Annotated in this window: 26 protein-coding genes, 1 tRNA gene and 1 pseudogene; 21 read left to right on the plus strand and 7 right to left on the minus strand. The window is 61.7% G+C overall.

The genetic code is table 11. The annotated features are described in order from the left end of the window. The 10 genes and pseudogenes from AC1D0I_RS27495 to AC1D0I_RS27540 form a co-directional block, all read left to right on the plus strand. A pseudogene (locus AC1D0I_RS27495) lies at positions 1 to 200 on the plus strand (DeoR family transcriptional regulator); the annotation flags it as partial. A gap of 126 nt (positions 201 to 326) precedes the next feature. Further along, a complete protein-coding gene (gene glpD, locus AC1D0I_RS27500) occupies positions 327 to 1,847 on the plus strand; it encodes a glycerol-3-phosphate dehydrogenase (RefSeq protein ID WP_477399073.1) in 1,521 nt (506 codons plus the stop codon). A gap of 42 nt (positions 1,848 to 1,889) precedes the next feature. Next, positions 1,890 to 2,969, plus strand: a complete 1,080-nt coding sequence (locus AC1D0I_RS27505; protein WP_095085037.1) for an ABC transporter ATP-binding protein — start codon at positions 1,890 to 1,892, stop codon at positions 2,967 to 2,969. A 9-nt stretch (positions 2,970 to 2,978) separates the two neighbouring features. Next, on the plus strand, positions 2,979 to 4,046 hold the full coding sequence (locus AC1D0I_RS27510) for an ABC transporter ATP-binding protein (RefSeq protein WP_095085036.1): 1,068 nt from the start codon (positions 2,979 to 2,981) through the stop codon (positions 4,044 to 4,046). Beyond that, on the plus strand, positions 4,047 to 4,913 hold the full coding sequence (locus tag AC1D0I_RS27515) for a carbohydrate ABC transporter permease (protein WP_095085035.1): 867 nt from the start codon (positions 4,047 to 4,049) through the stop codon (positions 4,911 to 4,913). A 1-nt stretch (position 4,914) separates the two neighbouring features. Further along, the gene (locus AC1D0I_RS27520; protein WP_477399075.1) at positions 4,915 to 5,829 is read left to right on the plus strand and encodes a carbohydrate ABC transporter permease; all 915 of its coding nucleotides are present in this window, start codon (positions 4,915 to 4,917) and stop codon (positions 5,827 to 5,829) included. A 2-nt stretch (positions 5,830 to 5,831) separates the two neighbouring features. After that, positions 5,832 to 6,119 (plus strand): DUF2160 domain-containing protein, encoded by a 288-nt coding sequence (locus AC1D0I_RS27525; RefSeq protein WP_477399077.1) that lies wholly within the window; start codon positions 5,832 to 5,834, stop codon positions 6,117 to 6,119. 79 nt (positions 6,120 to 6,198) lie between these two features. Next, the gene (locus AC1D0I_RS27530) at positions 6,199 to 7,926 is read left to right on the plus strand and encodes an ABC transporter substrate-binding protein (protein WP_095085032.1); all 1,728 of its coding nucleotides are present in this window, start codon (positions 6,199 to 6,201) and stop codon (positions 7,924 to 7,926) included. A 93-nt stretch (positions 7,927 to 8,019) separates the two neighbouring features. Beyond that, positions 8,020 to 9,513 (plus strand): glycerol kinase GlpK, encoded by a 1,494-nt coding sequence (gene glpK / locus AC1D0I_RS27535; protein ID WP_477399079.1) that lies wholly within the window; start codon positions 8,020 to 8,022, stop codon positions 9,511 to 9,513. Positions 9,514 to 9,542: 29 nt separating this feature from the next. Next, positions 9,543 to 10,019: a DUF6882 domain-containing protein gene (locus AC1D0I_RS27540; RefSeq protein WP_477399081.1), complete on the plus strand. Its 477-nt coding sequence runs from the start codon at positions 9,543 to 9,545 to the stop codon at positions 10,017 to 10,019. An 88-nt stretch (positions 10,020 to 10,107) separates the two neighbouring features. Here the strand turns inward: AC1D0I_RS27540 and AC1D0I_RS27545 are convergent, their stop codons facing one another. Next, positions 10,108 to 10,611, minus strand: coding sequence for a BA14K family protein (locus AC1D0I_RS27545; protein ID WP_477399083.1), 504 nt, complete (start codon positions 10,609 to 10,611; stop codon positions 10,108 to 10,110). A 291-nt stretch (positions 10,612 to 10,902) separates the two neighbouring features. Between AC1D0I_RS27545 and AC1D0I_RS27550 the strand changes: the two genes are divergently transcribed. Next, positions 10,903 to 10,978: transfer RNA gene (locus tag AC1D0I_RS27550), tRNA-Lys, on the plus strand. Between the two features lie 41 nt (positions 10,979 to 11,019). On the opposite strand, the gene AC1D0I_RS27555 is transcribed toward AC1D0I_RS27550, so the two are convergent. After that, positions 11,020 to 11,802, minus strand: a complete 783-nt coding sequence (locus AC1D0I_RS27555; protein WP_477399085.1) for a hypothetical protein — start codon at positions 11,800 to 11,802, stop codon at positions 11,020 to 11,022. 205 nt (positions 11,803 to 12,007) lie between these two features. Between AC1D0I_RS27555 and AC1D0I_RS27560 the strand changes: the two genes are divergently transcribed. Beyond that, a complete protein-coding gene (locus AC1D0I_RS27560) occupies positions 12,008 to 13,513 on the plus strand; it encodes a glycosyltransferase (protein ID WP_477399087.1) in 1,506 nt (501 codons plus the stop codon). A 2-nt stretch (positions 13,514 to 13,515) separates the two neighbouring features. Beyond that, on the plus strand, positions 13,516 to 14,214 hold the full coding sequence (locus tag AC1D0I_RS27565; protein ID WP_477399121.1) for a Stf0 family sulfotransferase: 699 nt from the start codon (positions 13,516 to 13,518) through the stop codon (positions 14,212 to 14,214). A 54-nt stretch (positions 14,215 to 14,268) separates the two neighbouring features. Here the strand turns inward: AC1D0I_RS27565 and dprA are convergent, their stop codons facing one another. The 4 genes from dprA to AC1D0I_RS27585 are packed head-to-tail and all read right to left on the minus strand — an operon-like array spanning position 14,269 to position 18,307. After that, a complete protein-coding gene (gene dprA / locus AC1D0I_RS27570; protein ID WP_477399089.1) occupies positions 14,269 to 15,402 on the minus strand; it encodes a DNA-processing protein DprA in 1,134 nt (377 codons plus the stop codon). Further along, entirely contained in the window at positions 15,399 to 15,986 is a 588-nt protein-coding gene (gene plsY / locus AC1D0I_RS27575) for a glycerol-3-phosphate 1-O-acyltransferase PlsY (protein ID WP_477399091.1), read from the minus strand. Before plsY ends, dprA begins: the two co-directional genes overlap by 4 nt. Positions 15,987 to 16,043: 57 nt before the next feature. After that, complete coding sequence (locus tag AC1D0I_RS27580; protein WP_477399093.1) at positions 16,044 to 17,330, minus strand: dihydroorotase; 1,287 nt, start codon at positions 17,328 to 17,330, stop codon at positions 16,044 to 16,046. Then, positions 17,327 to 18,307 (minus strand): aspartate carbamoyltransferase catalytic subunit, encoded by a 981-nt coding sequence (locus tag AC1D0I_RS27585; protein WP_477399095.1) that lies wholly within the window; start codon positions 18,305 to 18,307, stop codon positions 17,327 to 17,329. Before AC1D0I_RS27585 ends, AC1D0I_RS27580 begins: the two co-directional genes overlap by 4 nt. A 178-nt stretch (positions 18,308 to 18,485) precedes the next feature. Here AC1D0I_RS27585 and AC1D0I_RS27590 point away from each other — a divergent pair, with 178 nt between their 5' ends. From AC1D0I_RS27590 to AC1D0I_RS27600, 3 genes are all read left to right on the plus strand, one after another. Then, complete coding sequence (locus AC1D0I_RS27590) at positions 18,486 to 20,114, plus strand: DNA alkylation response protein (protein WP_477399097.1); 1,629 nt, start codon at positions 18,486 to 18,488, stop codon at positions 20,112 to 20,114. Between the two features lie 196 nt (positions 20,115 to 20,310). Then, positions 20,311 to 20,865 (plus strand): hypothetical protein, encoded by a 555-nt coding sequence (locus AC1D0I_RS27595; RefSeq protein ID WP_477399099.1) that lies wholly within the window; start codon positions 20,311 to 20,313, stop codon positions 20,863 to 20,865. Then, positions 20,865 to 21,206 (plus strand): DUF6105 family protein, encoded by a 342-nt coding sequence (locus AC1D0I_RS27600; RefSeq protein ID WP_477399101.1) that lies wholly within the window; start codon positions 20,865 to 20,867, stop codon positions 21,204 to 21,206. Before AC1D0I_RS27595 ends, AC1D0I_RS27600 begins: the two co-directional genes overlap by 1 nt. Here AC1D0I_RS27600 and ruvX read toward each other — a convergent pair. Next, complete coding sequence (ruvX, locus tag AC1D0I_RS27605) at positions 21,124 to 21,630, minus strand: Holliday junction resolvase RuvX (RefSeq protein WP_477399103.1); 507 nt, start codon at positions 21,628 to 21,630, stop codon at positions 21,124 to 21,126. The two genes, AC1D0I_RS27600 and ruvX, sit on opposite strands and share 83 nt — an antisense overlap. Before the next feature lie 123 nt (positions 21,631 to 21,753). Here ruvX and AC1D0I_RS27610 point away from each other — a divergent pair, with 123 nt between their 5' ends. The 5 genes from AC1D0I_RS27610 to AC1D0I_RS27630 all read left to right on the plus strand — a co-directional run bounded on the left by AC1D0I_RS27610 (position 21,754) and on the right by AC1D0I_RS27630 (position 25,343). Further along, complete coding sequence (locus tag AC1D0I_RS27610; protein ID WP_477399105.1) at positions 21,754 to 22,461, plus strand: metal-dependent hydrolase; 708 nt, start codon at positions 21,754 to 21,756, stop codon at positions 22,459 to 22,461. Between the two features lie 24 nt (positions 22,462 to 22,485). After that, positions 22,486 to 22,902 (plus strand): hypothetical protein, encoded by a 417-nt coding sequence (locus AC1D0I_RS27615; protein ID WP_477399107.1) that lies wholly within the window; start codon positions 22,486 to 22,488, stop codon positions 22,900 to 22,902. Between the two features lie 125 nt (positions 22,903 to 23,027). After that, positions 23,028 to 23,315: an Asp-tRNA(Asn)/Glu-tRNA(Gln) amidotransferase subunit GatC gene (gene gatC / locus AC1D0I_RS27620; RefSeq protein ID WP_095091833.1), complete on the plus strand. Its 288-nt coding sequence runs from the start codon at positions 23,028 to 23,030 to the stop codon at positions 23,313 to 23,315. A 7-nt stretch (positions 23,316 to 23,322) separates the two neighbouring features. Then, entirely contained in the window at positions 23,323 to 23,778 is a 456-nt protein-coding gene (locus tag AC1D0I_RS27625) for a GNAT family N-acetyltransferase (RefSeq protein WP_477303560.1), read from the plus strand. Continuing rightward, entirely contained in the window at positions 23,778 to 25,343 is a 1,566-nt protein-coding gene (locus AC1D0I_RS27630) for an amidase (RefSeq protein WP_477399109.1), read from the plus strand. The genes AC1D0I_RS27625 and AC1D0I_RS27630 overlap by 1 nt, the downstream gene beginning before the upstream one ends. Positions 25,344 to 25,356 lie beyond the last annotated feature (13 nt).

Genomic DNA, 25,356 nt, shown 5'->3' on the forward strand with positions numbered 1-25,356 from the left:
AGGTGGCGCAGGCGATCATCGCCAATGCGCGTCATGTCATCCTGGTTTCCGACCAGACCAAATTCGAGCGCACCGCGCCGGTTCGCATCGGACATCTGTCGCAAGTCAACACCTTCATCACCGACYGTTGCGACATTCCGTCAGTGCGCAAGATTTGCCAGGAGGCCGAGGTTCAACTGATCGAGACGTCGCTCGGCTAAGCGGCATCGGCATATCATCACGCGCCCGTGATATTTCGTTTGACATTCGTTATTATTTCGAAATAATCCCGATACGGTTTCGTAAAAACCTAAAAATGCTGCAATGCGAAATCGCGGGAGGGCTTTTTGGACGCAATCCGGGACATCTTCGTCATCGGTGGCGGCATCAATGGTTGCGGCATTGCCCGCGATGCCGTCGGGCGTGGCTTTTCCGTGTTTCTCGCCGAGATGAGCGACCTCGCCAGCGGGACCTCCTCAGGATCGACCAAGTTGATCCATGGCGGCCTGCGCTACCTCGAATTCTATGAATTCCGCCTGGTGCGCGAGGCGCTGATGGAGCGCGAGGTTCTGTGGAAGAACGCGCCGCATATCATCTGGCCGATGCGCTTCGTGCTGCCCTATGCCAAGGGCTTGCGTCCGGCCTGGTTGATAAGGCTCGGCCTCTTTCTCTACGATCACATTGGCGGGCGCAAATTGCTGCCGGCGACCAGGACGCTGGACATGACCAGGGATCCGGCCGGCAAACCTCTGAAGCCGCTGTTCAAAAGGGCCTTCGAATATTCGGATGGTTGGGTCAATGATGCGCGGCTGGTGGCGCTGAACGCGCGTGATGCCGCCGATCGCGGCGCAACCATCCGCACCCGTACGAAAGTGGTCGAAGCGCGCCGCGAAAATGGGTTGTGGACGATCAAGATCGAGAACCTGCAAACCGGCGAGACCGAGGAGATCAAGGCAAGGCTGCTGGTCAATGCCGCCGGACCCTGGGTCGATCATGTGCTGTCCGGCGTGGTCGGCCTCAACGATGTGCACAATGTCCGCCTCGTGCAGGGCAGCCACATCGTCATCGCCAAGAAATTCGACGATCCGCGCGCCTATTTCTTCCAGAACAAGGATGGACGCATCATCTTCGCCATTCCCTACGAGGAAGAGTTCACCCTGATCGGCACCACCGACCAGGACTATCCCGGCGACCCGCATGACGTGAAAATCAGCGACACCGAGATCGACTACCTCTGTGCCGCGGCAAGCGAATATTTCGCGCAACCGGTCAAGCGCCCGGACATCGTCTGGACCTATTCGGCGGTCCGTCCGCTCTACGATGACGGCGCCTCCAAGGCGCAGGAAGCGACGCGCGACTATGTGATCAAGGCCGATGGTGGCGAGGGCGCTGCGCCGGTCGTCAATGCGTTCGGCGGCAAGATCACCACCTATCGCCGATTGTCGGAATCGATGTTGGAAAAGATTGAGGGCTTCCTCGGCAAGCGCGGCAAGCCATGGACGGCAAACGCGCCGTTGCCGGGTGGAGATTTCCCGGCCACCGGCTTCGACGCGCAAGTGACGAAGCTGAAGTCGGCCTATCCCTTCCTCGACGCACGCCTGGCCCGCAGGCTGACCCGGCTTTACGGGACGCGTGCACAGGTTCTGCTGGGCCTGGCCAAGTCGAATGCCGATCTCGGCCGCAATTTCGGTGCCGATCTCTACGAGGCCGAGATACGCTATCTCGTGGAAAACGAATGGGCCGTCACCGCCGAGGATGTACTATGGCGCAGGACCAAGCGCGGCCTGCATCTTAGCCGCGAGCAGGTGGCATCGCTCGATGAATTCATGCGCGGCATAAGCCGGCGGCATGTCGCGGCTGCCGAATGAAGAGGGGTTTGAGCTGATGCGGAAAGCCTGGGAGGAGGCGTCATGCTGGAACTGAGAAACGTCACCAAGACGGTCGGTGCGGCCGAGCATATCCGCGACGTGTCGCTGACGCTTCAGCATGGCTCGCTCAACGTCCTGCTTGGGCCGACGCTTTCGGGCAAGACCAGCCTGATGCGGCTGATGGCGGGTCTCGATGTGCCGACCTCCGGCTCGGTCTGGTTCGATGGCCAGAATGTCACCGGCGTGCCGGTGCAAAAGCGCAAGATCGCCATGGTCTACCAGCAGTTCATCAACTATCCGGCGATGACCGTCTATGAGAACATCGCCTCGCCGTTGCGGGTGGCCGGGACCGAGCAGGCCAAGATCGACAAGGAAGTGCGCAATGCCGCGGCCCTGCTCAAGCTGACGCCCTATCTCGACCGCACGCCGCTCAGCCTGTCGGGCGGGCAGCAGCAGCGCACCGCGCTGGCGCGAGCCATCGTCAAGAATGCCAGCCTCGTGCTGCTCGACGAGCCGCTTGCCAATCTCGACTACAAATTGCGCGAGGAATTGCGCGCTGAACTGCCGAAGATCTTCGCCGCCGCCGGCACCATCTTCGTCTATGCCACGACCGAGCCGCATGAAGCGCTGCTGCTCGGTGGCAATACGGCGACACTTTCCGAAGGACGCATCACCCAGTTCGGCCCGACCATCGAGGTGTTCCGCAAGCCGGCCGATCTGGTGACGGCAAGGACCTTTGCCGATCCGCCGCTCAACACCATCGTGCTCGCCAAGAAGGGCCCGGATTTCCTGCTCGACGGCGGCGTGAAACTGCCGGTGCCGGCCGAACTCTCGGGCATTGCCGATGCCAACTATACGATCGGCTTCCAGCCGCATCATCTGTCGCTCGAACGGCCCAATGCCTTGGCTGTACCGGTGCGTGCAAAGGTCACGATCACTGAAATCACCGGGTCGGAGAGCTTCATCCATCTCGATTTCGCCGATGTGCGTTGGGTGATGCTGACCCACGGCATCCGCCATTTCGAGCCCGACGAGGTGGTCGAGGTGTTCATCGATCCGCGCCACATCATGGTTTTCGACGAGCACGGCCGCGCCGTCAGCGCGCCGAAGCTGGCGGCATAGGAGAGCGATATGGCGCGCATCGACGTCAATCATGTCAGGCATTCCTATCTGCCGAACCCGCGGACGGATGCCGATTTCGCACTGCGCGAAGTGCATCACACGTTTGAGGATGGCGGCGCCTATGCGCTGCTCGGTCCTTCCGGTTGCGGCAAGACCACGCTGCTCAACATCATTTCAGGCCTGCTTCATCCCTCGCATGGCCAGTTGCTGTTCAACGGCAAGGACGTGACCAACCTGTCGACACAAGAGCGCAACATCGCGCAGGTGTTCCAGTTTCCGGTCATCTACGACACCATGACGGTCTACGATAATCTGGCCTTCCCGCTGCGCAATCGCGGCGTGCCGGAAGCCGATGTCGACCGCAAGGTGCGCGAGACGCTGGAGATGATCGATCTGGCGTCCTGGGCAAAGAAAAAGGCGAGGGGCCTGACCGCCGACCAGAAGCAGAAGATTTCGCTTGGCCGCGGACTGGTGCGCTCCGACGTCAACGCCATCCTGTTCGACGAGCCGCTGACCGTCATCGACCCGCACATGAAGTGGGTGCTGCGTTCGCAGCTGAAGCAGCTGCACCGCCGCTTCGGCTACACCATGGTCTACGTCACCCACGACCAGACGGAGGCGCTGACCTTCGCCGATCAGGTTGTGGTGATGTATGACGGCGGCATCGTGCAGATCGGCACGCCGGCGGAACTGTTCGAGCGGCCGCGCCACACTTTTGTCGGTTATTTTATCGGCTCGCCCGGCATGAACGTCATGCCGGTGGCAATCGACGGCAAGACGGCAACGCTCGGCTCGCAACGGATCGAACTGCCGGGCGCGCCGAAGGCAGGCAGCGGCGCCATCGAGCTTGGCATCCGTCCCGAATATGTGCGGCTCGGCCGCGACGGCATGGCCGTCTCGATCAGCAAGGTCGAGGATGTCGGACGCCACAAGGTGGTTCGCGCCAAGCTGGAAGGCCGCGACATCGCGGCGGTCATCGGCGAGGACGAGAGCGTACCCGCCGAACCGAAAGTCCGGTTCGATCCGGCCGGCATCAACATCTATGCCGATTCCTGGCGCGTCGAGATGGGGGCATAGATGGAAAAGACCTGGAACAACAAGGCCTGGTTCCTGGTGCTGCCGGTGCTGGTGCTGGTGGCGTTCTCGGCCGTCATTCCGCTGATGACAGTCGTCAACTATTCGGTGCAGGACACGTTCGGCAACAATGTCTTCTTCTGGGCCGGCACTGAATGGTTCGAGGAATTGCTGTCCTCCAGCCGCTTCTGGGAAGCGATGGTCCGCAACCTGATCTTCTCCTTCATCATTCTGACCATCCAAGTGCCGCTCGGCATCTTCATTGCGCTCAACATGCCGAAAAAGGGCTGGGGCGTGCCGGTCTGCCTGGTGCTGATGGCGCTGCCGCTGCTGATACCGTGGAACGTGGTCGGCACCATCTGGCAGGTCTTCGGCCGCAACGACATCGGCCTGCTCGGCTACTACGTCAACGCGCTCGGCATCGACTTCAACTACGTCCAGGATCCGTTCGACGCTTGGGTCACCATCATCATCATGGATGTCTGGCACTGGACGAGCCTGGTCGTGCTGCTCTGCTATGCCGGCCTGGTCTCCATTCCTGATGCCTTCTACCAGGCGGCCAAGATCGACGGCGCTTCGCGCTGGGCAGTGTTCCGCTACATCCAGCTGCCGAAGATGCAGCGTGTGCTTTTGATCGCCGTGCTGCTGCGCTTCATGGATAGTTTCATGATCTACACCGAGCCTTTCGTCGTCACCGGCGGCGGTCCCGGCAATTCGACGACGTTCCTGTCGATCGACCTCGTCAAGACCGCGCTCGGCCAGTTCGACCTCGGTCCGGCGGCTGCCATGTCGCTCGTCTACTTCCTTATCATCCTGTTGTTGTCGTGGGTGTTCTACACCGTGATGACCAATTACGACGCGGAGCGCTGAGATGAGCGGCGCCAACGAAAGAGCGAACAGAGTGAGCGAGACGACAGCTTCGGGAGAACTGGCCAGCACGCTGTCGCAGGATGAGGTCGCCCGGCTGATGCGGCGTCGCGGCGAGGAATCGCGTTGGTGGTGGCTCGTGCCGACGATCTACATCATCGTTCTCCTGCTGCCGATCTACTGGCTCATCAACATGAGCTTCAAGACCAATGCCGAGATCGTCTCCTCGCTGACGCTCTATCCACACGCGCCGACAATCGCCAACTACGTCACCATCTTCACCGATGCATCCTGGTACTCGGGCTACATCAATTCGATCACCTATGTGGTGATGAACATGGTGATTTCGGTGACCGCGGCCTTGCCGGCGGCCTACGCGTTCTCTCGCTACCGCTTCCTCGGCGACAAGCATCTGTTCTTCTGGCTTTTGACCAACCGCATGGCGCCGCCGGCGGTGTTCGCGCTGCCGTTCTTCCAGCTCTACTCGGCCTTCGGCCTGATCGACACCCATATCGCGGTGGCGCTGGCACACTGCCTGTTCAACGTGCCTTTGGCGGTGTGGATCCTCGAAGGCTTCATGTCGGGCGTGCCGAAGGAAATCGACGAGACCGCCTATATCGATGGCTATTCGTTCCCGCGTTTCTTCATCAAGATATTCATGCCGCTGATCGCCAGCGGCATCGGTGTGGCCTGCTTCTTCTGCTTCATGTTCTCATGGGTGGAACTGCTGATCGCCCGCACCCTGACGACCACCTATGCCAAGCCGATCGCCGCCACCATGACCCGCACGGTTTCGGCCGCCGGCATGGATTGGGGTCTGCTCGCCGCAGCTGGCGTGCTGACACTGATCCCCGGTGCGCTCGTCATCTGGTTCGTGCGCAACTATATCGCCAAGGGCTTCGCCCTGGGGAGGGTATGACAATGAACTTCGACCTCTCCTGGATGGCGTGGACGTGGCCGACGGCTGCCTTCTTCGCAACCATTCTGCTGCTGCTGTGTGGCATGGCGGTGTGGGAATACGCTTCGCCGGGAGGCAATCCGCGCGTCGGCATCCTGCGCTTCGAGACGACGCGCGGCGACCGTCTTTTCCTATCGCTGCTTGGCAGCGCCTTTATCCATCTCGCTTGGCTGGGTCTTGTCGGACCCAACCTCTGGTGGGCTCTCGCTCTCTCCGTGGTCTACGCCATCGGCGTGTTCCGCTACGTATAGAGGGGGAAACTGTTGGAGCGACCGCGTGCCGGCGGCCGCTCCAGATCGCACTTGAAACCTGAAACAGTGGAGGAAACTTATGCGACGGCAATTTTTAACATCAACGACTGCCCTTGTCCTATTGCTCGGCGTGGGCAACGCCTACGCCGGGATGGACGAGGCAAAAGCCTTTCTGGACAAGGAAATAGGCCCGCTCTCGACGCTTTCGCGCGCCGACCAGGAAGCCGAAATGCAGTGGTTTATTGACGCAGCCAAGCCGTTCGCCGGCATGGACATCAAGGTCGTCTCCGAAACCATCGCCACACACCAGTATGAATCGCAGGTGCTGGCGCCGGCCTTTACCGCCATCACCGGCATCAAGATCACGCATGACGTCATCCAGGAAGGCGACGTCGTCGAGAAGATCCAGACCCAGATGCAGACTGGCCAGAACCTCTATGACGGCTGGGTCAACGATTCCGATCTGATCGGCACCCACTGGCGCTACCAGCAGGTGCGCAACCTGACCGACTGGATGGCGGGCGACGGCAAGGATGTCACCAACCCGAACCTCGACCTGAAGGACTTCATCGGCACCTCGTTCACGACGGCGCCCGACAAGAAGCTCTATCAGCTTCCCGACCAGCAGTTCGCCAACCTCTACTGGTTCCGTTACGACTGGTTCAACGACGAGAAGAACAAGGCCGACTTCAAGGCCAAGTACGGCTACGACCTCGGCGTGCCGGTCAACTGGTCGGCCTATGAGGACATCGCCGAATTCTTCACCGGCCGCGAGATCGACGGCAAGAAGGTCTATGGCCACATGGACTACGGCAAGAAGGACCCGTCGCTCGGCTGGCGGTTCACCGACGCCTGGCTGTCGATGGCCGGCAATGGCGACAAGGGCATTCCGAACGGTCTGCCGGTCGACGAATGGGGCATCAAGGTCGACGCGAATTCGCGGCCCGTCGGCTCCTGCACGGCACGCGGTGGTGACACCAACGGCCCGGCCGCTGTCTACTCGATTCAGAAATACCTCGACTGGCTGAAGGCCTACGCCCCGGCGGAAGCCCAGGGCATGACCTTCTCTGAATCGGGACCGGTGCCGGCACAAGGTGCGGTTGCCCAGCAGATCTTCTGGTACACCGCCTTCACCGCGTCGATGGTCGACGCCAGCGCCAAGGCGGTGCTGAACGACGACGGCACGCCGAAATGGCGCATGGCACCGTCGCCGCACGGCGTCTACTGGAAGGACGGCATGAAGCTCGGCTATCAGGACGTCGGTTCCTGGACGCTGATGAAGTCGACGCCGACCGACCGCGCCAAGGCCGCGTGGCTCTATGCGCAGTTCGTCACCTCGAAGACCGTGGACGTGAAGAAGAGCCATGTCGGCCTGACCTTCATCCGCGAGAGCACGATCCACGACAAGAGCTTCACCGAGCGTGCGCCGAAACTCGGCGGCTTGATCGAGTTCTATCGCTCGCCGGCCCGCGTCCAGTGGTCGCCGACCGGCACCAACGTGCCTGACTATCCGAAGCTGGCACAGCTCTGGTGGCAGGCGATCGGCGATGCGTCGTCGGGTGCCAAGACCGCGCAGGAAGCGATGGACTCGCTGTGCGGCGAGCAGGAAAAGGTCATGAGTCGCATCGAGAAGTCGGGCGTCCAGGGCGATATCGGCCCGAAGATGGCCGAAGAGCACGATCTCGCCTACTGGAACGCCGACGCGGTCAAGAACGGCAATCTCGCGCCTCAGCTCAAGATCGAGAACGAGAAGGAAAAGCCGATCACCATCAACTACGACGAACTGGTGAAGAGCTGGCAGAAGTAGGACTGTCCTATGCGGGCGCTCGCGCCCGTGTGACATTGGGGGAGGCGGCATGTTGCCGTCTCCCCTGTTTGTATCAAGGCGGAGGACATCTGAATGAGCGGTTTTGTGCTGGCAATCGACCAGGGAACGACATCGACCCGGGCAATCCTGTTCGACGGCCAGATGAAAGTTGTCGGCAGCGGGCAGAAGGAATTCACCCAGCATTATCCCGCGTCCGGCTGGGTCGAGCACGATCCCGAGGAAATCTGGGCGAGCGTCGTGACGACGGCAAAGGCTGCTTTGAAGAAAGCCGGCCTCGCCGCTTCGGATGTCGCTGCCATCGGCATCACCAATCAGCGCGAGACTGTCGTCATCTGGGACAGGGCGACGGGCAAGCCGATCCACAATGCCATCGTCTGGCAGGACCGGCGCACCGCGCCGCTCTGCCAGAAGCTCAAGAAGCAGGGACTTGAGAAGAAATTCACCAGGAAGACCGGCCTGCTGCTCGATCCCTATTTCTCAGGCACCAAGATCGCCTGGATGCTCGACAAGGTGAAAGGTGCGAGAAAACGCGCCGAGAAGGGCGAATTGTTGGCCGGCACCATCGACAGCTTCCTGATCTGGCGGCTGACGGGCGGCAAGGTTCATGCCACGGACGCCACCAACGCCTCGCGCACGCTGGTTTACGACATCGAGAAAAACGCCTGGGACGACGAGCTGCTGTCGGTTCTCAACATTCCGGCAAAGATGCTTCCCGAGGTAAAAGACTGCGCCGACGACTATGGAATCACGGAGAAAAATCTCTTTGGTGCCGAGATAAGAATCCTCGGCGTTGCCGGCGACCAGCATGCCGCGACCATCGGCCAGGCCTGCTTCGAGCCGGGCATGATGAAGTCGACCTATGGCACCGGCTGTTTTGCGCTGCTCAACACCGGCAGCGATCTGGTGCGTTCGAAGAACCGGCTGCTGACCACCATTGCCTACCGGCTGAACGGCAAGACGACCTACGCGCTGGAAGGCTCGATCTTCATCGCCGGGGCTGCCGTGCAATGGCTGCGCGATGGCATCAAGGTGATCGGCAAGGCCGAGCACAGCGGCAAGCTGGCGGCCGAGGCCGATCCGACCCAAAACGTCTATCTGGTGCCGGCCTTTGTCGGGTTAGGGGCACCACATTGGGATGCCGAGGCTCGAGGCGCCATTTTTGGGCTGACGCGCAATTCCGGTCCGGCGGAGTTTGCACGCGCTGCCCTGGAATCCGTCGCCTACCAGACGCGGGATCTGCTCGATGCCATGCACAAGGACTGGAAGGGCGCGTCGGTCGAGACAGTGCTTCGCGTCGACGGCGGCATGGTGGCGTCGGACTGGACCATGCAGCGCCTGGCCGACATCCTCGACGCGCCGGTCGACCGCCCGACCATTCTGGAGACGACGGCACTCGGTGCCGCATGGCTGGCCGGCTCGAGGGCTGGCGTCTGGCCGGATGCCAGGAAGTTTGCGAAAAGCTGGGCACTCGAACGGCGCTTCCAGCCGGACATGGACACGCCGACGCGCTCCACCAAGCTGGCCGGTTGGCGCGATGCTGTGCGCAGGACACTGAGTGTGCCATAAGCAAATCATCAGGGTCTTGGGGCGAGAGAATGAAGCCTGACTGGTATCCAGCTTGGCGCGACGAAGCCATCGAACAGCTGAAGGTCAAGAATGACCGTTTGGAGAAAGACTTTCGTATCGGCCACTGGTCTCGCTACGACTATGACATAGCAACCAGAAGGCTTCTGTTTTCCAAAGACGGGGACGTTAGAGTGACTGCGGAGGTCCAGATTGCCGGTCACACGACCGCTAAGTCACAGAGTTGGCTCTGGGCTTGGGCAGTTTCAAATTGGCCCGACGATGTCATGATCGACGCAAAGCTGGTTCGAACGTTCGGCGAGATGAACAGCATCGACGAACTGACCCAGCTTTACGTCACGGATGCGGATGGTGACCTGGAAGTGCTTGGGTGGGAACTTAGCGCTGTGGCGGTTCGAATTTGCGACGCCCTCGGAGCATATCGCTCACCGCATGGGGAACCAGATGCGCGTTATTACATAATCAAGAGCATCAGCTGGGCAGGCTGATGCTACTTCGATAGATCGAATTAAAAGGCCCGCGCCATAGCACGGACCTTTCTACGCGACACTACCAGTTACTGGTAGTCACCTGTGATCAATAGGGCGAACTGCACTCCCGGCGAGGACCGTAGTTTGGCTGGAAGGTGTTGTCCGAAGCGCGGTAGCTGCGATAGTGGTCATAGCACCACTGCACATGCGAGTTGCCTTCATAGACGCGGTTGTTCTCGCTGTTGATGATCGCGCCGGTGATCAGGGCGCCGGTGGCGAAGGCAGCCAGCGGGAACCAGTTGTCGCCATGGCGACGATAGCCGCGATGGTATTCGCGGTAGCCGCGATGACCATTCCAATAGACGCCGCCGTCGTTGTTTCGGGCAAAGTTGCGACGGTTGCCGAAATCGCGGTTGCTGAAGTTGCGGTTGAAATGTCGGTTATGACGCCACTGCGAAGGGCCGTAGCGGGACTCTCCGACATTCAGAATATTCGACGACGAGTCCGATGCCTGTGGCACGAACATCTGAGCCGCATTAGCCGGCATGGCAGCCACGGCAAACGAAACTGACAAAGTGGTCGCCAGTATACCCGATACGATCTTGTTCACTGTTCTTCTCCTTCGAAAGGGTGATTGACGTCCCTTGTGCTGGGAGAACGGGCGAGCCCGGCAATAGTTCCGCGTTAAAATATGAAGTTGCTGATTTATAAAGTTTCTCTGGCTTGACGATGGCCTGGAGCCCATTCGTTCGGCTGCTCCGGACGGCCCTTGATGCTCTACTCGAAGCGGCCAGGCAGTGCCGGGAAAGCTTGGCTTGCCCATGCTCTTTTTCCGGTTGACCGGTCGAGGCACTCTCCCTATGTTCCGCGCAATTTCGAGGGCAGCGTTTCGAGCCCGCGGGAGCGCGTAGCTCAGCCGGTAGAGCAACTGACTTTTAATCAGTAGGTCATGGGTTCGAATCCCATCGCGCTCACCATTGTTTTCAGATCAGCGCAGATAGTGGTCGAGGTCCAGCGCCTAGGCGCCGGAAGGCAGAAGCTCGACTTCCCGCGACGCGTGCTCTCGGGTGCTTTCCGACATCAGTTGCTGCGCAACCGGCTGCACATTTTCCTTAAAGGTGATGCACCTGTCGTAGATCTTCTTGGCCACGCGGTCTTTGCCAATGCGCTCCCATTCCGGCGTCCAGGGCGCATCCCAGTCAAACTGCTGCGCGATGAGAAGTTCTCGGTCAAAGCATTGCGGATCCCGTTCCAAAATCTGGCGGGCTTCATCGGCCAACGGCGTATAGGCTTGGACCGCAGCCGTCTTTCTGGCGCGAGCAGCCGAATCCAGTTGGATCTCCACTTCGACAGCCCCCGGCACGTTGGGAACCGCGGCGGAGCAAAGCTGCTTGCGCCTCGGCTTCGTGCCTTGCAGACGCCTGTTGAGGGCATTGCCGAATGCAAAGKCCAGATCATGCATCGGATTGTAGCCATCGACCGCGTCCGAGACGACTTGCACCTCATGGATGTCAGACAGATCGGCGCTGATTCTCGTCAGCACATCGGCAAAGACGGCACTATCCCTGGCCAACAGCGCTTTATACCAGGTGGCGTCGGGAATATCGCCGAACACCGCGCCTGCGGTCGCGCCGGCAGCTTCCACCACGTCGCGTGAATATTGGGTTCGGGAAGAATGGCGTCCGCCTGAACCGTCCGTCAAAAGGTAGATTCGCGGTTTCTTGAGCTCAAGCCAGTGATGGATCCTGAGCTCATGCCCCGGATGGGCAAGGATCAGCACATGTTGCAACTTTTCAGGCAAAAAACGGCTCCAATCCAGGTTTCGGCATACATCCGCCTTAGACCGCATCAAGGCGACCAGGCATCGAAGGGTTTCCCACATCGAGTTGGGCCCGGCCATCTTTGTGCAACTTGTTTGGCCGATGCCTTCAAACTAAGAACGCTGCCTAGCATCTGTTATCCTCGTCGCCAATGCGGAGGTTGTGAAACAGCTAAGGAGGCAGCATTTGCGGGTTCTCATCACCAATCTGTTCGTGTCGTACAATAGCGGTACCGAAGCCGTTGTTGAATTGCTGGCCGACGGGCTTCGCCGCTGCGGTCATCAAACCATGTTGCTGGCTCCAACGCTTGGCGAGATGGCCGATCGAATGCGCCTGCGCGGACACCATGTGGTGGACCGAATTGCCGAGATCGTCGAAAAGCCCGACATAATTCACGCACAGCATTTGACGCCTTGCCTGACCGCGCTGGCGCGTTTTCCCGATGTACCAGCGGTGTTTTCCTGCCACAGCGCTTTCTTCGAGGTCGAAGCCCCGATGCTTCATCCGCAGATACGCCGCTGGATCGCGGTCGACGAAGCGTGCAAGGCCAAATGCCTGTCGCGGGGTGTGCCGGCGGACAGATTGGACCTCATCTACAATGCAATTGACCTTGAACGCTTCAAACAGCGTCCGCCCCTGCCATCGAAGCCTTTGAAGGGGCTTCTGCTGACCAAGAATTTCGAGCATCAGCAAGCGGTGCGCGAAGCCTGCGCCAGGAGCAATATGCAATTGGATGAGTTGGGACCCGCCACGGGCCGGTTTTCACATCAACTCGAAAAGGATCTGCTGCAATACGATATCGTGTTCGCAACCGCCCGGATGGCCATCGAAGCCGCAGCAGTGGGATGCTCGGTCGTGGTCTGCGACGCTCGTGGTTTCGCAGGTTTGCTCGACACGGCAAACATGGAGGCATGGCGGCGAATGAACCTCGGCGTCGGCCTTCTGACCAGGCCGACCACTGTCGAAAACCTGATGGAGGCGTTGTCAAAATTCGACGCTGACGACGCCGCGGAGGTCTGTGCATACTTTCGAAAGGTGGCGGGTGCCGAGCATTTCATCAACGAGCATCTTCGCACCTACAGTCAGGCCATTGAGACGAATGTCCAAACGACGGACGATGAGCGATCGCTCGCCACCGCATCCTGGATCGAGGAGATAGGCGTTTCGCGCGAACGTCGCAGATGGTTCAGTGTCGCCAACGAAATTGGCGGTGCCTGGCGTGATTCTTCAGAACAGGCGACGCTTCTCGATCTGCTCAGGTCGAACACGAAAACCTTGGAGAGTGGTGCCGCAGCACTGACGGACCTTGGCGAACGGGTCAAATCCTTTGGCTCCGATGCCCTCCTCAACGTGGCCCATGATAGCCAGGCCCGACTATATCGGCTTGAAGGGCAGCTTTCCGGCCTTTCAAGCGCTGTCGTTGATAGCGCCGCTTCGCTCCACAACGTGGCCCATGATAGCCAAGCCAGATTGCATCGCCTTGAAGGGCAGCTATCCAGCCTTTCAAGCTCTGTCGCTGATGGTTCTGCTTCCCTCAACAGCGCGACCCAGGACAGTCGGGCTGCATTGCATCGAATTGACGGGGAGCTGTTGCGCCTTTCAAATTTCGTCAATGAGAGCAAACGGCTCTACAACGGCATGATGCCGCTTTTTATAAGAAAAATGTTTCGTCGGGCTCGGGGGCGAGGTTGAAGTTGTCTGGTGGCGTTCGTGGCTATTCAATTTGCACATCGCCAAGGTCCGGCAGCAATTACCTGTGCCAGCATCTCAGCAGCACCGGAATGCTTGGGCATCCGCTCGAGTATTTCAATTGGAGGGGACGCCGCTTTTTCGACGATCCAAATTTTCCCGAAGATGTGGCAGGGCAGGTCGAAAAAATTCTCACCATGGGCGCAACCGCCAATCGTATCTATGGTCTGAAAATCTTTGCCCACCAGCATGATTGGATCTCAAGCGAAATAGGCTGGTTCGACGCGCTTCCGAATCTTCGGTTTATCTTTCTATCAAGGCGGGACCTTCTCGGTCAGGCAATATCCTGGGCGAGGGCCCTCCAAACCGGTCAATACCGCTCTACTCAACCGGTGAGCCAGGAAACGGTTTTCGATGCCGAGCTGATCCAGAGGCAACTCGATGCGCTGGTTCGGGAGCGGGCGCGTTGGGAGATGTTCTTTGCCCGGACCGGGATTGATCCTCTCAGGCTTGAATACGAGTCGATAGTCGCGGATCCCCTGGATGCTATCCGTCAAGTCTCGGACATGATGGGTGTGACGCTCCAACGCAGCCCGGATTCGACCAGCATCGTGATCCAGCAACAGCGAGACTCAATCAGCTTCGATTGGGCGGATCGTTTCAGGCGTGAGCGGGGCAATCCAAATACGCTGGACTTTGTATAGGGCTACCTGGATGCGGTGACGAACATCGAACGGGTCGGGGATCGACGCTGCCCTTCAGCGACCTTCGAACACCAGCGAAATATGTCCGCCGGCATGCCGCTCGAGCCGGCCGGCGAGGTCGAGTTCCAGGAGCACCATGAAGACCTGGGCCGGATGCAGGCCGGTGTGGCGGATGATCTCGTCGACCGACACCGGCGTCGGGCCAAGCGCCTCGATGACGCGGGCGCGGTCGCTTTCGCCGGGCGGCGGCGTGACCGAGAAGTCGGGCGGGTCTTGAAACGGCGGCACATCCGGCGCGCGCAAACCGGTCAGCGGCGAGATCGCTCTGGAAATGTCCGAGGCCTCGGTGACCAGGGTGGCACCGTCCTTGAGCAGGCCGTTGGTGCCGGCGGCGCGCGGATCGAGCGGCGAGCCCGGCACGGCGAAGACCAGCCGGCCCATTTCGCCGGCAAGCCTGGCGCTGATCAGTGATCCAGAGCGCTGCGCTGCCTCGACCACCACCAACCCAAGGGCCGCGCCCGCGACAAGGCGGTTGCGGCGCGGAAAATCCTGGGCGCGCGGCTGCCAGCCGAACGGCATTTCCGAAATGACGGCGCCGCGCTCGGCAATTTCCTCGCACAAGCCGGCGTTTTCGGGCGGATAGGGCAGGTCGAGCCCTCCGGCCAGCACACCGATCGTGCCGGTCGACAGACTGCCTTGATGCGCCGCCGTGTCGATGCCGCGGGCCAGTCCCGAGACGATGCCGTAGCCGTCGCGGCCGAGCTCGGCAGCCAGCATGCGCGCCATCTTGATGCCGGCCAGCGATGCGTTTCGGGCACCGACGATGGCGAGCCCCGGCAGCCGGAACACGGCGGCATTTCCCTTGACGGCCAACAGTGGCGGCGGATGGTCCATGTTGCGCAACAGCGGTGGATAGTCGGGCTCTCCGATGCCGACAAAGCGCGCGCCGGCCTTTCGGGCTGTTTCCAATTCGGCCTCGGCTTCCGCGATCGACGGGATGCGGGCGATGCGGTTGGCGCCTCCCGAAATCATCAATTCCGGAAGGATTTCCAGCGCCACCTCGGCAGAACCGAAGCGGTTGATCAGGTCGCGAAAGGAGGTGGGACCGACATTCTGGGTGCGGATCAGCCGCAGCCAACTCACCCGCTGCCGGTCGCTGAGGCGCGGCCCGGCGGCGGGTTCGCTCACGTCTTGGCTCCGATCTTGCCCTCGGTGCCGGCAAGCAGGCGCGAAATGTTTTCCCTGTGTTTGATGAAGACGATGATGCTCATCACCACGAACAAGGCGGCAATCTGCGGCGTGCTCAGGAAATAGAGGGCGATCGGAACGACGATGGCCGCCGTCAGCGCTGCCAGCGAGGAGTATCGGAACAGGAAGGCCATCACCAGCCAGACGACGGCGAAGATCAGCGCCACCTGCCAGGCAAGCCCGATGAGCACGCCGAGATAGGTCGCGACACCTTTGCCGCCCCTGAAGCCCAGCCATGCCGGGAAGAGATGGCCGAGAAAGGCGCCGAGACCGGCCCAGAGCGCCAATTCAGGCGCGAAATGGCCTGATATCAACACGGCGGCGGTGCCCTTCAGCGCGTCGAGCAACAGCGTCGCGGCGGCAAGCCCCTTGTTGCCGGTGCGCAGCACATTGGTTGCGCCGATGTTGCCCGAGCCGATCTTGCGCACATCGCCAAGGCCGGCCGCGCGGGTGAGCAGAAGTCCGAAGGGAATCGAGCCCAGGAGATAGCCGAACACCAGCGCCGGGATGAGGCTGTAAGTCATTGTTTCCCCCGCATTTCCCCAGAATGGCCGGATCAGGCGCGGTGCGCGGTGGCCGTCTCAGATTGAGAACACTGTGCGGCCCGCCACCAGCGTTTGCAAGACCTTGCCCTGCAACCGCGCGCCTTCGAAACAGGTGTTTTTCGAACGCGAGCGAATGCCGCTCTCGGCGACGATCCAGGGTTCGTCCAGATCGACGAGCGCAAGATCGGCAATTGCCCCCGGCTTCAGCGTGCCGCCAGGCAGGCCGAACAATCTCGCCGGCGCAGTCGATAGCGTCTCGATCAGCCTTAGCAGTGGCACATCGCCATTGTGGTAGAGCCGCAATGCCGCGCCCAGCAGGGTTTCGAGTCCGATGGCCCCTGCCGCCGCATCGGCAAAGGGCAGGCGCTTGGTGTCGACATCCTGCGGATCATGCGAGGAGACGATGATGTCGATGGTGCCGTCCCTCACCGCCTCGATCATCGCGAGCCGGTCTTCCTCGGCGCGCAACGGTGGCGTCAGGCGGAAGAAGGTGCGGTATTCGCCGACATCGTTTTCATTGAGCGACAGATTGTGGATCGCCACGCCTGATGTCACGGTCGCGCCCTCGGCTTTCGCCCGCGTCACTGCGTTTGCCGCCATCGCCGTCGAGATCTTCGCCACATGGTACGAACCCCGCGTCAGCCGTGCCAGCGCAAGGTCGCGCTCGAGCGGGATGGATTCGGCTTCACGCGGGATGCCGGAAAGGCCGAGCCAGCTGGCGTATAGGCCTTCGTTCATGACGCCGGACGAACCGAGGTCCGCGTCCTGCGTTTCATGCACGATGGTGGCGCCGAAGTCGCGTGCATAGGTCAGCGCGCGGCGCATCACCAGGGCGCTCGATATGGTGTGGCGGCCGTCGGTGAAGGCGACGGCGCCGGCTTCGCGCAAGAGGCCGAACTCGGTCATCTCGCGGCCGTCGAGGCCTTTGGTAATCGCCGCCGCGGGAAAGACGTTGACGCTTGCGGTGTCCTTGGCGGTGCGCAGCACGAACTCGACCAGCGCCACATTGTCGATCACCGGATCGGTGTCGGGCATCATGACGATGGAGGTGACGCCACCGGCCGCCGCGGCGACACTGGCCGAAGCGATGGTTTCGCGATGCTCGCCGCCCGGCTCGCCGATGAAGACGCGGCCGTCGACCAGGCCTGGAATGATCGCCTTGCCGGCGCAGTCGATAATGGTCGCACCCCCGGGCGTGCCCTGGTTCAGCGCTGCCTTGCCGGCGGCGACGATCTTGCGGCCATCGAGGATGACGGAGCCGACTTCGTCGACACCGCGCGATGGGTCGACAATGCGAGCGCGCTCAAAGACCGTTATGCTCATGCGCCGCGGCCCTCTTGATTGCGGCCCTCTTGATTGCGACGCGGGTCGAGCAGCGCTTCCATCACCGCCATGCGCACGGCAACGCCCATCTCGACCTGTTCCTGGATGACGCTTTGCGGGCCGTCGGCGATTTCCGAGGCGATCTCGACGCCGCGGTTCATCGGGCCGGGATGCATCACCAGCGCGTCGTCCCTGGCGGCCTTCAGTTTCTCGGCATCGAGGCCGAAATAGCGGAAATATTCGCGCACCGAAGGCACGAAGGCGCCTTCCATGCGCTCGCGCTGCAGGCGCAGCATCATCACCACGTCGGCGCCCTTGAGGCCTTCGGCCATCGAGCGGGTGACGATGACGCCCATTTTCTCAATGCCACTGGGCAACAGGGTCGACGGTGCGACGACCCGCACCTGCGCGCCGAGCGCGTTGAGCAGCATGATGTTGGAGCGCGCCACGCGCGAGTGCAGGATGTCGCCGCAGATCGCCACGATCAGCTTCGACAGCGGACCCTTGGCGCGGCGGATGGTCAGCGCATCGAGCAGAGCCTGTGTCGGGTGTTCATGCGCGCCGTCGCCGGCATTGACCACCGAGCAGCCGACCTTCTGGGCAAGAAGGGCGGCAGCGCCCGCCGACTGGTGGCGGATGATCAAGATATCGGGCCGCATGGCATTCAGCGTCATCGCCGTGTCGATGAGCGTCTCGCCCTTCTTCACCGATGAGCTCGCCACCGACATGTTCATGACATCGGCGCCGAGCCGCTTTCCGGCGAGCTCGAACGACGATTGCGTGCGCGTCGAAGCTTCATAGAAGAGGTTGATCTGGGTGCGGCCGCGCAGCGTCGAGGTTTTCTTCTCGGACTGCCGTGAAATCGCGACGGCGCGGTCCGCCCGGTCGAGCAGAAGCTCGATGTCGGCGGGGGAAAGATCGCGGATGCCCAGAAGATGGCGGTGAGGGTAGAGTGGCAGGGACGAAGCGTCGGTCATCTCAAGGCGCTGCTATAGGGTGGAGATTTTGCGGCTGCAAGCGGCAGCTTTGCATTGGAGCCGTTCTCCCCGGTATTTTCATCGCGCGCGTTGCAAGGCTTGGGCTATATCTAGCCGATGGCCTCGGATTCGTGGTTTTCTGACGATAGGGACCTTTCTCCCGATAAAAGGATTGGGCGTGACCGACGACGTGACGAACCAGCCGCCGCCGCTGACGGGCGGCAACGCCTGGCGGGGCGATCCGTTGCTGATCCAGCTTGCGGAACGCTTTTCCGATCCGGTGCGCAAGGACCTCGACGGGCTCGGCCGTTTCGTGCTGACGCAGGAGGCGCAGGAGTTGGCCCGTCTCGCCAATGTCGAGACGCCGAAGCTCAGGACGCATGACCGCCAGGGGCGGCGCATCGATGTGGTCGAGTTCCATCCCGCCTATCATGCCCTGATGCGCCGCTCGGTGGCCAATGGGCTGCATTCCTCGGTTTGGGAAAACGGCGACGCAGAGATTGGCCGCCGCCACCAGGTTCGCGCTGCCCGTTTCTATCTGACGGCGGAACTCGAGACCGGGCATCTGTGCCCGATCACCATGACCAATGCTTCCCTGGCGGCGTTGATGGCCAGCCCAAAACTGTTTCGCGAATGGGCGCCGCGGGTGACGACGCGCAAATACGACCAGGGCCAGAAGCCACCAGTCGAAAAGACCGGGCTGACGCTCGGCATGGGCATGACCGAGAAGCAGGGCGGCACGGATGTGCGCGCCAATGTGACAAGGGCGGAGCGCGTCGGTAGCGGGTTCTATCGCCTGACGGGGCACAAATGGTTCATGTCGGCGCCGATGTCGGATGCGTTCCTGGTGCTCGCACAGGCGCCGGAGGGGCTCTCCTGCTTCCTCGTGCCGCGCGTTCTCGGCGACGGCTCGGGCAACGGTTTCCGTTTCCAGCGGCTGAAAGACAAGCTCGGCAACCGCTCGAACGCCTCTTCCGAGGTGGAATTCGTCAACGCCATCGGCGAGATGGTCGGCGAACCGGGTGCGGGCGTGAAGACGATCATGGACATGGTGACCTTGACCCGGCTCGACTGTGCGGTCGCATCTTCGGCGATCATGCGTGCAGGTCTTGCCGAAGCCGTTCATCATGCCCGCCATCGACAGGTGTTCGGCGCCAATCTGATCGAGCAGCCGCTGATGCAGCGCGTGCTGGCCGACATGGCGCTCGATGTCGCCGCCGCCACCGCGCTGTCGTTCCGGCTGGCGCGGTCCTTCGACGAGGCGGCGAGCGATCGCGGCGAAGCGGCATTCGCCCGCGCCATGACGCCGGTCGTCAAATACTGGGTGTGCAAGATCGCGCCGCCTTTGCTCTACGAGGCGATGGAGTGCCTCGGCGGCAACGGCTATGTCGAGGAGGCGCCGCTCGCCCGCTACTATCGCGAGGCCCCGGTCAATGCGATCTGGGAAGGATCCGGCAATGTCATGGCGCTCGACGTGCTGCGCGTGCTCGGCCGCGCGCCCGGCCTGTTCGAGGATGTGCTGGCCGGTATCGACCGTGACCTCGGCGCCGGCGGGCGCGGCACGATCGGCGTGCTGAAGGCGGCGATGCAGGTTGCCGCGACCGACGACGGCTCGGCCCGGCTGCTTACCGAACAGCTGGCGCTATCGGCGGCGGCGGCGGAATTGCGCCGGCTGGGGGCAGGGCGAATCGCCGACGCGTTCGTCGAAACGCGGCTCRCCGGCCAGTGGCGCAACACTTATGGCATGCTCGATTCGCGTCATGACGCGCGCATGATCATCGACACGCTCTATCCGCCTGTGAATTGACTTTGCAAGATCGCAAAAAACCGGCGCCATTGATCATTTTGAGGCGCTGGCGAGCCTCCACACGCGCGTCATTAATCGCCGTTAACCTTAACAAATGGTTTCCGTTGCGGTGACGAGCGGCAAAGCCCACTGTCGCGGCGAGAGCAAGGAATGGTTCAAATTGGCCAAATCCCTGCTTTGCGAACCAGGAATGCCGATGCGACACGTACTGACCTCTTTTCTGGCCTTGCACTGGGCGATCGTTTTCGCCCTGCTTGCGTTCATATGCATCGACGGAAACCGAGGTGTGGCTGCAGCGCTTGGCGTGTTGGGTGCCACCATCGAGGGCACTCGCTTTATCGACCTCGACAACGCCATCGTCGTGGCCCCGCTCGCCACCGGTTTGCTGGTCGTCGCTGTGCTGTTTTTCTGGGCCTTTGTCGAAGCCCTGATCAATGACGCGACCAGTCAGGCTGTCGACAGCGTCGCCCGCATCGCTTTCATCTCCGCATCCGGCGTGTTGTCGCTGATCGTCGTCGGCGGCGCCGCGCAAGGCATCAACGGGCTGTTCATGGTTGTGGCGGTGCAGCTGGCGGCACTTCTGGCATCCTATGTTGCCATGCTTGCCGAGCGACGGTCTGTTGCAGCGGTTGCTCCGGGCGATATCGAAATCCGCGTCGCCGCGCACGGCATGGCCGAGGCCGCGGCCCACAATTCGCTGCTTTCGCTCATATCTGGCCGGACAGGCCCGAATCCCAGGGGAGGCCGCTAATGCGTTACATCTTCGCATTGTGGGCGGGCCCGATGGCGCTGTTCTGGGGCTGGTTCTACCTGTCGCTCAACGACATGAACTTCGGTTATGTCATGCTGAGTCGGCGGCTGCACGACTTCGTCTTCCAGCTCTATGGCCAGATGCTCGGTATCGATCCGGCGACAATCCCCGGCATGGTAGCAAAGGCCTGTGTGTTCGACGGGTTTCTGCTGATGGCGCTCTGGGCGTTTCGCCGCCGCCGCGAGATCGCCAGCTGGATCAAGCGGCGCTGGGCGGGTCCGGTTCCGTTCCAGCGGATGCGTGAAGCGACTGAAGCCGGTCCAAAACTCCCTGCAGAATAAACGCGGCTGCAGCCGAATCGATCTTGCCGGCGCGTTTGCGGCGCGAGAAATCCATCTCGATCAATGTCCTTTCGGCCGCGACCGTCGATAGCCTTTCATCCCAGAGCACGAAGGGCAGGTCGCTCACCTGCGCCATGTTGCGGACGAAGGCGCGCGATTTCTGCGCGCGCGGCCCTTCCGAACCGTCCATGTTGATCGGCAGTCCGATCACCACCGCGCCGGCATTCTCCTTCTGCAGCAAGGCTAGCAGCACGACTGCGTCGAGCGAGAATTTCCTTCGCATGATGACCGGGCGCGGATGGGCAAAGGAGAACCTCTGGTCCGAGACGGCGACGCCGATCGTCTTGTCGCCGAGGTCAAGCCCTGCCAGCGTCTTGCCGCCGGCAAGCCGCGCCGGCAATTCCTCGATCGTGATAATGCCCAATGGCCGTCCTTCGCCCTTCACCGCCATGTGTTCTCTCAGACACACAACGGACACAGTAACCCTTTGATCTCAGGGCTATCGGCGTTCTATCCTTTGGCAAGGCAAAAATCGAGGAAAGCATTCATGAAATTGACCTGGTACGGCCACTCGGCGTTTCGCATCGAAACCGCTGACGCCAAGATCCTCATCGACCCCTATCTGATCGGCAATCCGTCCTGGACGGGCGGCTGGGAAGGGCCGGCCGAGGGCATCACGCATGTGCTGCTGACGCACGGTCACAGCGACCACATCAGCGGCGCGCTGGAAGTGTTGGGCAAAAGCGGCGCCCAGTTGGTCGCCAATTTCGAAATCTGCATGTACCTGGTGGGCAAGGGCGCCAGCGACAAGAAGATCAACCCGGGCAACATCGGCGGCACCGTCGATTGCGGCGGTTTCACCACCACCTTTGTCCAGGCGCTGCACTCCTCATCGTTCCCGGGCGATGGCGGCCAGAACACCTATCTCGGCAATCCGGGCGGCCTCGTCCTGCATTTCCCGGAAGACCGAACGCTCTATCACATGGGCGACACCGACATCTTTTCCGACATGGCGCTGATCAACGAGTTGCATGAGCCGAAGATCGGCATCGTGCCGATCGGCGACCGCTTCACCATGGGCGGTGCTGTGGCCGCGCTCGCCTGCCGCCGCTTCTTCAAATTCGGAACCGTGGTTCCCTGTCATTTCGGCACTTTTCCGATGATCGATCCGACCGCCGATAAGTTCGAGGCGGGCCTGGAAGGATCCGGCGTGAAGGTGGCATTGCCGAAGATCGGTGAGACGATTACGATTTAGAAACTGCCAAAGCGGAATGAAACCATGGCCTTGAGGCAATCTCTTTGCGTGTCCATGTTGGTCGCGGCGTCGCCCGCGCTCGCCGCTGACGATTTCATCGAAGGCGTCTACCTCCAGTCCGAGGACCTCTGCACACAGGCCAGGAAGGCTACGCTGCAGTCGCTGATCGACGCTGGCAACATCGTGCTTTCGGCGCACGGCCTGCAAGGTGTCGAATACAATTGCGAGTTCGTACAGATCAGCAAGGCGACAGCCTCGCCAAGCTGGGCGGTGACGGCCATCTGCCAGGAACCGGGTTATGTGTTTCCCGACGTCCTTTCAGTGACCCAGATGAGCTCGACGCAGATCGATCTCGTCTCGGTTCGGCCGGCCGATGACGAAAGCGAGGCGAACGGCAACAGCGGCAGCTACTATCTGTGCGAGGGCGTTGCCCTGCCATAGACAGGATCTAGTCCGTGGACCGATGACAGAAGACCCGGGCCGACGCCTGGTGCTCTCGCACGATGCATGTTGCGCCGCGCGCGCGGCGCCGCTATAGCCCGAACTGGTTTTCCCCGAGGCAAAACATGTCCGTTGACGTCAAGACAGTGAAGCGCGTCGCGCGTCTCGCCCGCATTGCGGTGAGCGAAGAAGATGCCGAACGCATGACCGGCGAGTTGAACGCCATCCTCGGCTTCGTCGAGCAGTTGAACGAGGTCGACGTTTCCGGGGTCGAGCCAATGACCTCGGTGACGCCTATGGACATGAAGAAGCGCCAAGACGTCGTCACCGACGGCAACAAGGCCGCCGATATCGTAGCCAACGCACCGGCGACCGAAGAGAATTTCTTCCTCGTGCCGAAGGTCGTGGAGTAGCGCGCCGATGGCTATCGAGATCGCCGTTGAAACGCCGCTGCAGGACGACGTGCGCGGTCTGGTCAACGAGCTCAACCAAACGCTGCTTGAACTGACGCCGCCGGAGCACTGCTACCACCTGACGGTTGAGCAGATGGCCGGTGAGGATACGACCGTTTTCATCGCCCGCGACAACGGTCTGGCCATCGGATGCGGCGCGCTGAAGCGTCATGACGGCGCCATCGGCGAGGTCAAGCGCATGTACACGCGGCCTTCGCATCGCGGACGCAAGATCGGCGCAGGGATCGTCGAGCGGGTCGAGGCGCTGGCGCGCAAGGAGGGGCTGAAACGCCTGGTGCTGGAGACGGGCGATCGTCATCCAGCCGCATGGACCGTCTACGAACGCGCCGGGTTTTCGCGCTGCGGCCCGGTGCTGGATTATCCCGATTCCGAGTGGTCGGTGTTTTACGAAAAGAGCCTTTGATGAGCGACCTGACCCAGCTGACGATTTCACAGGCCCGCACCAAGTTGCGCGGCAAGGAAATCACCGCAACCGAAATCACCGAGGCCTATCTCGCGGCCATCGATCGCGCCAATCCGGTGCTCAATGCCTATGTGGCGGTGACCGGTGACAGAGCGCGCGACATGGCGAAGGCGTCCGACGCCAAACTGGCGAAGGGCGAGGGCGGTGCGCTGGAAGGCATCCCGCTCGGCATCAAGGACCTGTTCGGCACCGAAGGCGTCCACACCCAGGCCTGCAGCCATGTGCTCGACGGGTTCAAGCCACGCTACGAATCGACCGTCACCACCAATTTATGGACCGACGGCGCGGTCATGCTGGGCAAGCTCAACATGGACGAGTTCGCCATGGGCTCGTCCAACGAGACGTCCTACTACGGCCCGGTCATCAACCCGTGGCGGCGTTCGCGCCTCGACACGGTGGTGATGCCGACCACGCATCAGGGCGACGGCGGCTTCGTATCGGCTGGCGGCACCAGGACCGCGCGCAGCCTGGACAATGCGCAACTGGTGCCTGGTGGTTCCTCCGGCGGTTCGGCAACCGCGGTCTCGGCTTTCCTGTGCGCCGGCGCGACGGCGACTGATACTGGCGGCTCGATTCGCCAGCCCGCGGCCTTCACCGGCACCGTCGGCATCAAGCCGACCTATGGCCGCTGCTCGCGCTGGGGCATCGTCGCCTTCGCCTCGTCGCTCGACCAGGCCGGACCGATCGCCCGCGATGTGCGCGATGCCGCGATCCTGCTGAGATCGATGGCCTCCGTCGACCCGAAGGACACGACCTCCGTCGCCCGGCCGGTGCCGGACTATGAAGCGGCGATCGGCAAGCCGATCAAGGGCATGAAGGTCGGCATCCCCAAGGAGTACCGCGTCGACGGCATGCCGGAAGAGATCGAGGCGTTGTGGCAGAAGGGCATTGCCTGGCTGAAGGACGCCGGCGCCGAGATCGTCGATATTTCCTTGCCGCACACCAAATACGCGCTGCCGGCCTATTACATCGTGGCGCCCGCCGAGGCGTCATCCAACCTCGCGCGCTACGACGGCGTCCGCTACGGGCTGCGCGTGCCGGGCAAGGACATCGTCGATATGTATGAGAAGACCCGCGCCGCCGGTTTCGGCCGCGAGGTCAAGCGCCGCATCATGATCGGCACCTATGTGCTGTCGGCGGGCTATTACGACGCCTACTATCTGCAGGCRCAGAAGGTGCGCAATCTGATCAAGCGCGACTTCGAGAATGTCTTCTCCGCCGGCGTCGACGTCATCCTGACCCCGGCGACACCATCCGCCGCCTTCGGCATCGCTGATGAGGACATGGCGGCCGATCCGGTCAAGATGTATCTGAACGACATCTTCACCGTCACGGTGAACATGGCCGGCCTGCCGGGCATCGCCGTGCCGGCGGGTCTGGACGCCAAGGGCCTGCCGCTCGGCCTGCAGCTGATTGGCCGGCCATTCGATGAGGAAACCCTGTTCCAGACCGCCGCCGTCATCGAGCAGGCGGCCGGCACATTCCAGCCGGAGAAGTGGTGGTAAGGATGTCGCTCGT

The sequence above is a fragment of the Mesorhizobium sp. P2_D1 genome, assembly GCF_056404455.1.

Bases quoted from the DNA above. Each gene is read 5' to 3' on its own strand.
- AC1D0I_RS27610 (WP_477399105.1), top strand. From the start codon at position 21,754: ATGAAATTGACCTGGTACGGCCACTCGGCGTTTCGCATCGAAACCGCT.
- AC1D0I_RS27520 (WP_477399075.1), top strand. From the start codon at position 4,915: ATGAGCGGCGCCAACGAAAGAGCGAACAGAGTGAGCGAGACGACAGCT.
- AC1D0I_RS27540 (WP_477399081.1), top strand. From the start codon at position 9,543: ATGAAGCCTGACTGGTATCCAGCTTGGCGCGACGAAGCCATCGAACAG.
- AC1D0I_RS27625 (WP_477303560.1), top strand. From the start codon at position 23,323: ATGGCTATCGAGATCGCCGTTGAAACGCCGCTGCAGGACGACGTGCGC.
- AC1D0I_RS27525 (WP_477399077.1), top strand. From the start codon at position 5,832: ATGAACTTCGACCTCTCCTGGATGGCGTGGACGTGGCCGACGGCTGCC.
- plsY (WP_477399091.1), bottom strand. From the start codon at position 15,986: ATGACTTACAGCCTCATCCCGGCGCTGGTGTTCGGCTATCTCCTGGGC.
- AC1D0I_RS27595 (WP_477399099.1), top strand. From the start codon at position 20,311: ATGCGACACGTACTGACCTCTTTTCTGGCCTTGCACTGGGCGATCGTT.
- AC1D0I_RS27505 (WP_095085037.1), top strand. From the start codon at position 1,890: ATGCTGGAACTGAGAAACGTCACCAAGACGGTCGGTGCGGCCGAGCAT.
- AC1D0I_RS27510 (WP_095085036.1), top strand. From the start codon at position 2,979: ATGGCGCGCATCGACGTCAATCATGTCAGGCATTCCTATCTGCCGAAC.
- AC1D0I_RS27585 (WP_477399095.1), bottom strand. From the start codon at position 18,307: ATGACCGACGCTTCGTCCCTGCCACTCTACCCTCACCGCCATCTTCTG.
- AC1D0I_RS27615 (WP_477399107.1), top strand. From the start codon at position 22,486: ATGGCCTTGAGGCAATCTCTTTGCGTGTCCATGTTGGTCGCGGCGTCG.
- AC1D0I_RS27600 (WP_477399101.1), top strand. From the start codon at position 20,865: ATGCGTTACATCTTCGCATTGTGGGCGGGCCCGATGGCGCTGTTCTGG.
- gatC (WP_095091833.1), top strand. From the start codon at position 23,028: ATGTCCGTTGACGTCAAGACAGTGAAGCGCGTCGCGCGTCTCGCCCGC.
- glpK (WP_477399079.1), top strand. From the start codon at position 8,020: ATGAGCGGTTTTGTGCTGGCAATCGACCAGGGAACGACATCGACCCGG.
- AC1D0I_RS27515 (WP_095085035.1), top strand. From the start codon at position 4,047: ATGGAAAAGACCTGGAACAACAAGGCCTGGTTCCTGGTGCTGCCGGTG.
- AC1D0I_RS27530 (WP_095085032.1), top strand. From the start codon at position 6,199: ATGCGACGGCAATTTTTAACATCAACGACTGCCCTTGTCCTATTGCTC.
- AC1D0I_RS27580 (WP_477399093.1), bottom strand. From the start codon at position 17,330: ATGAGCATAACGGTCTTTGAGCGCGCTCGCATTGTCGACCCATCGCGC.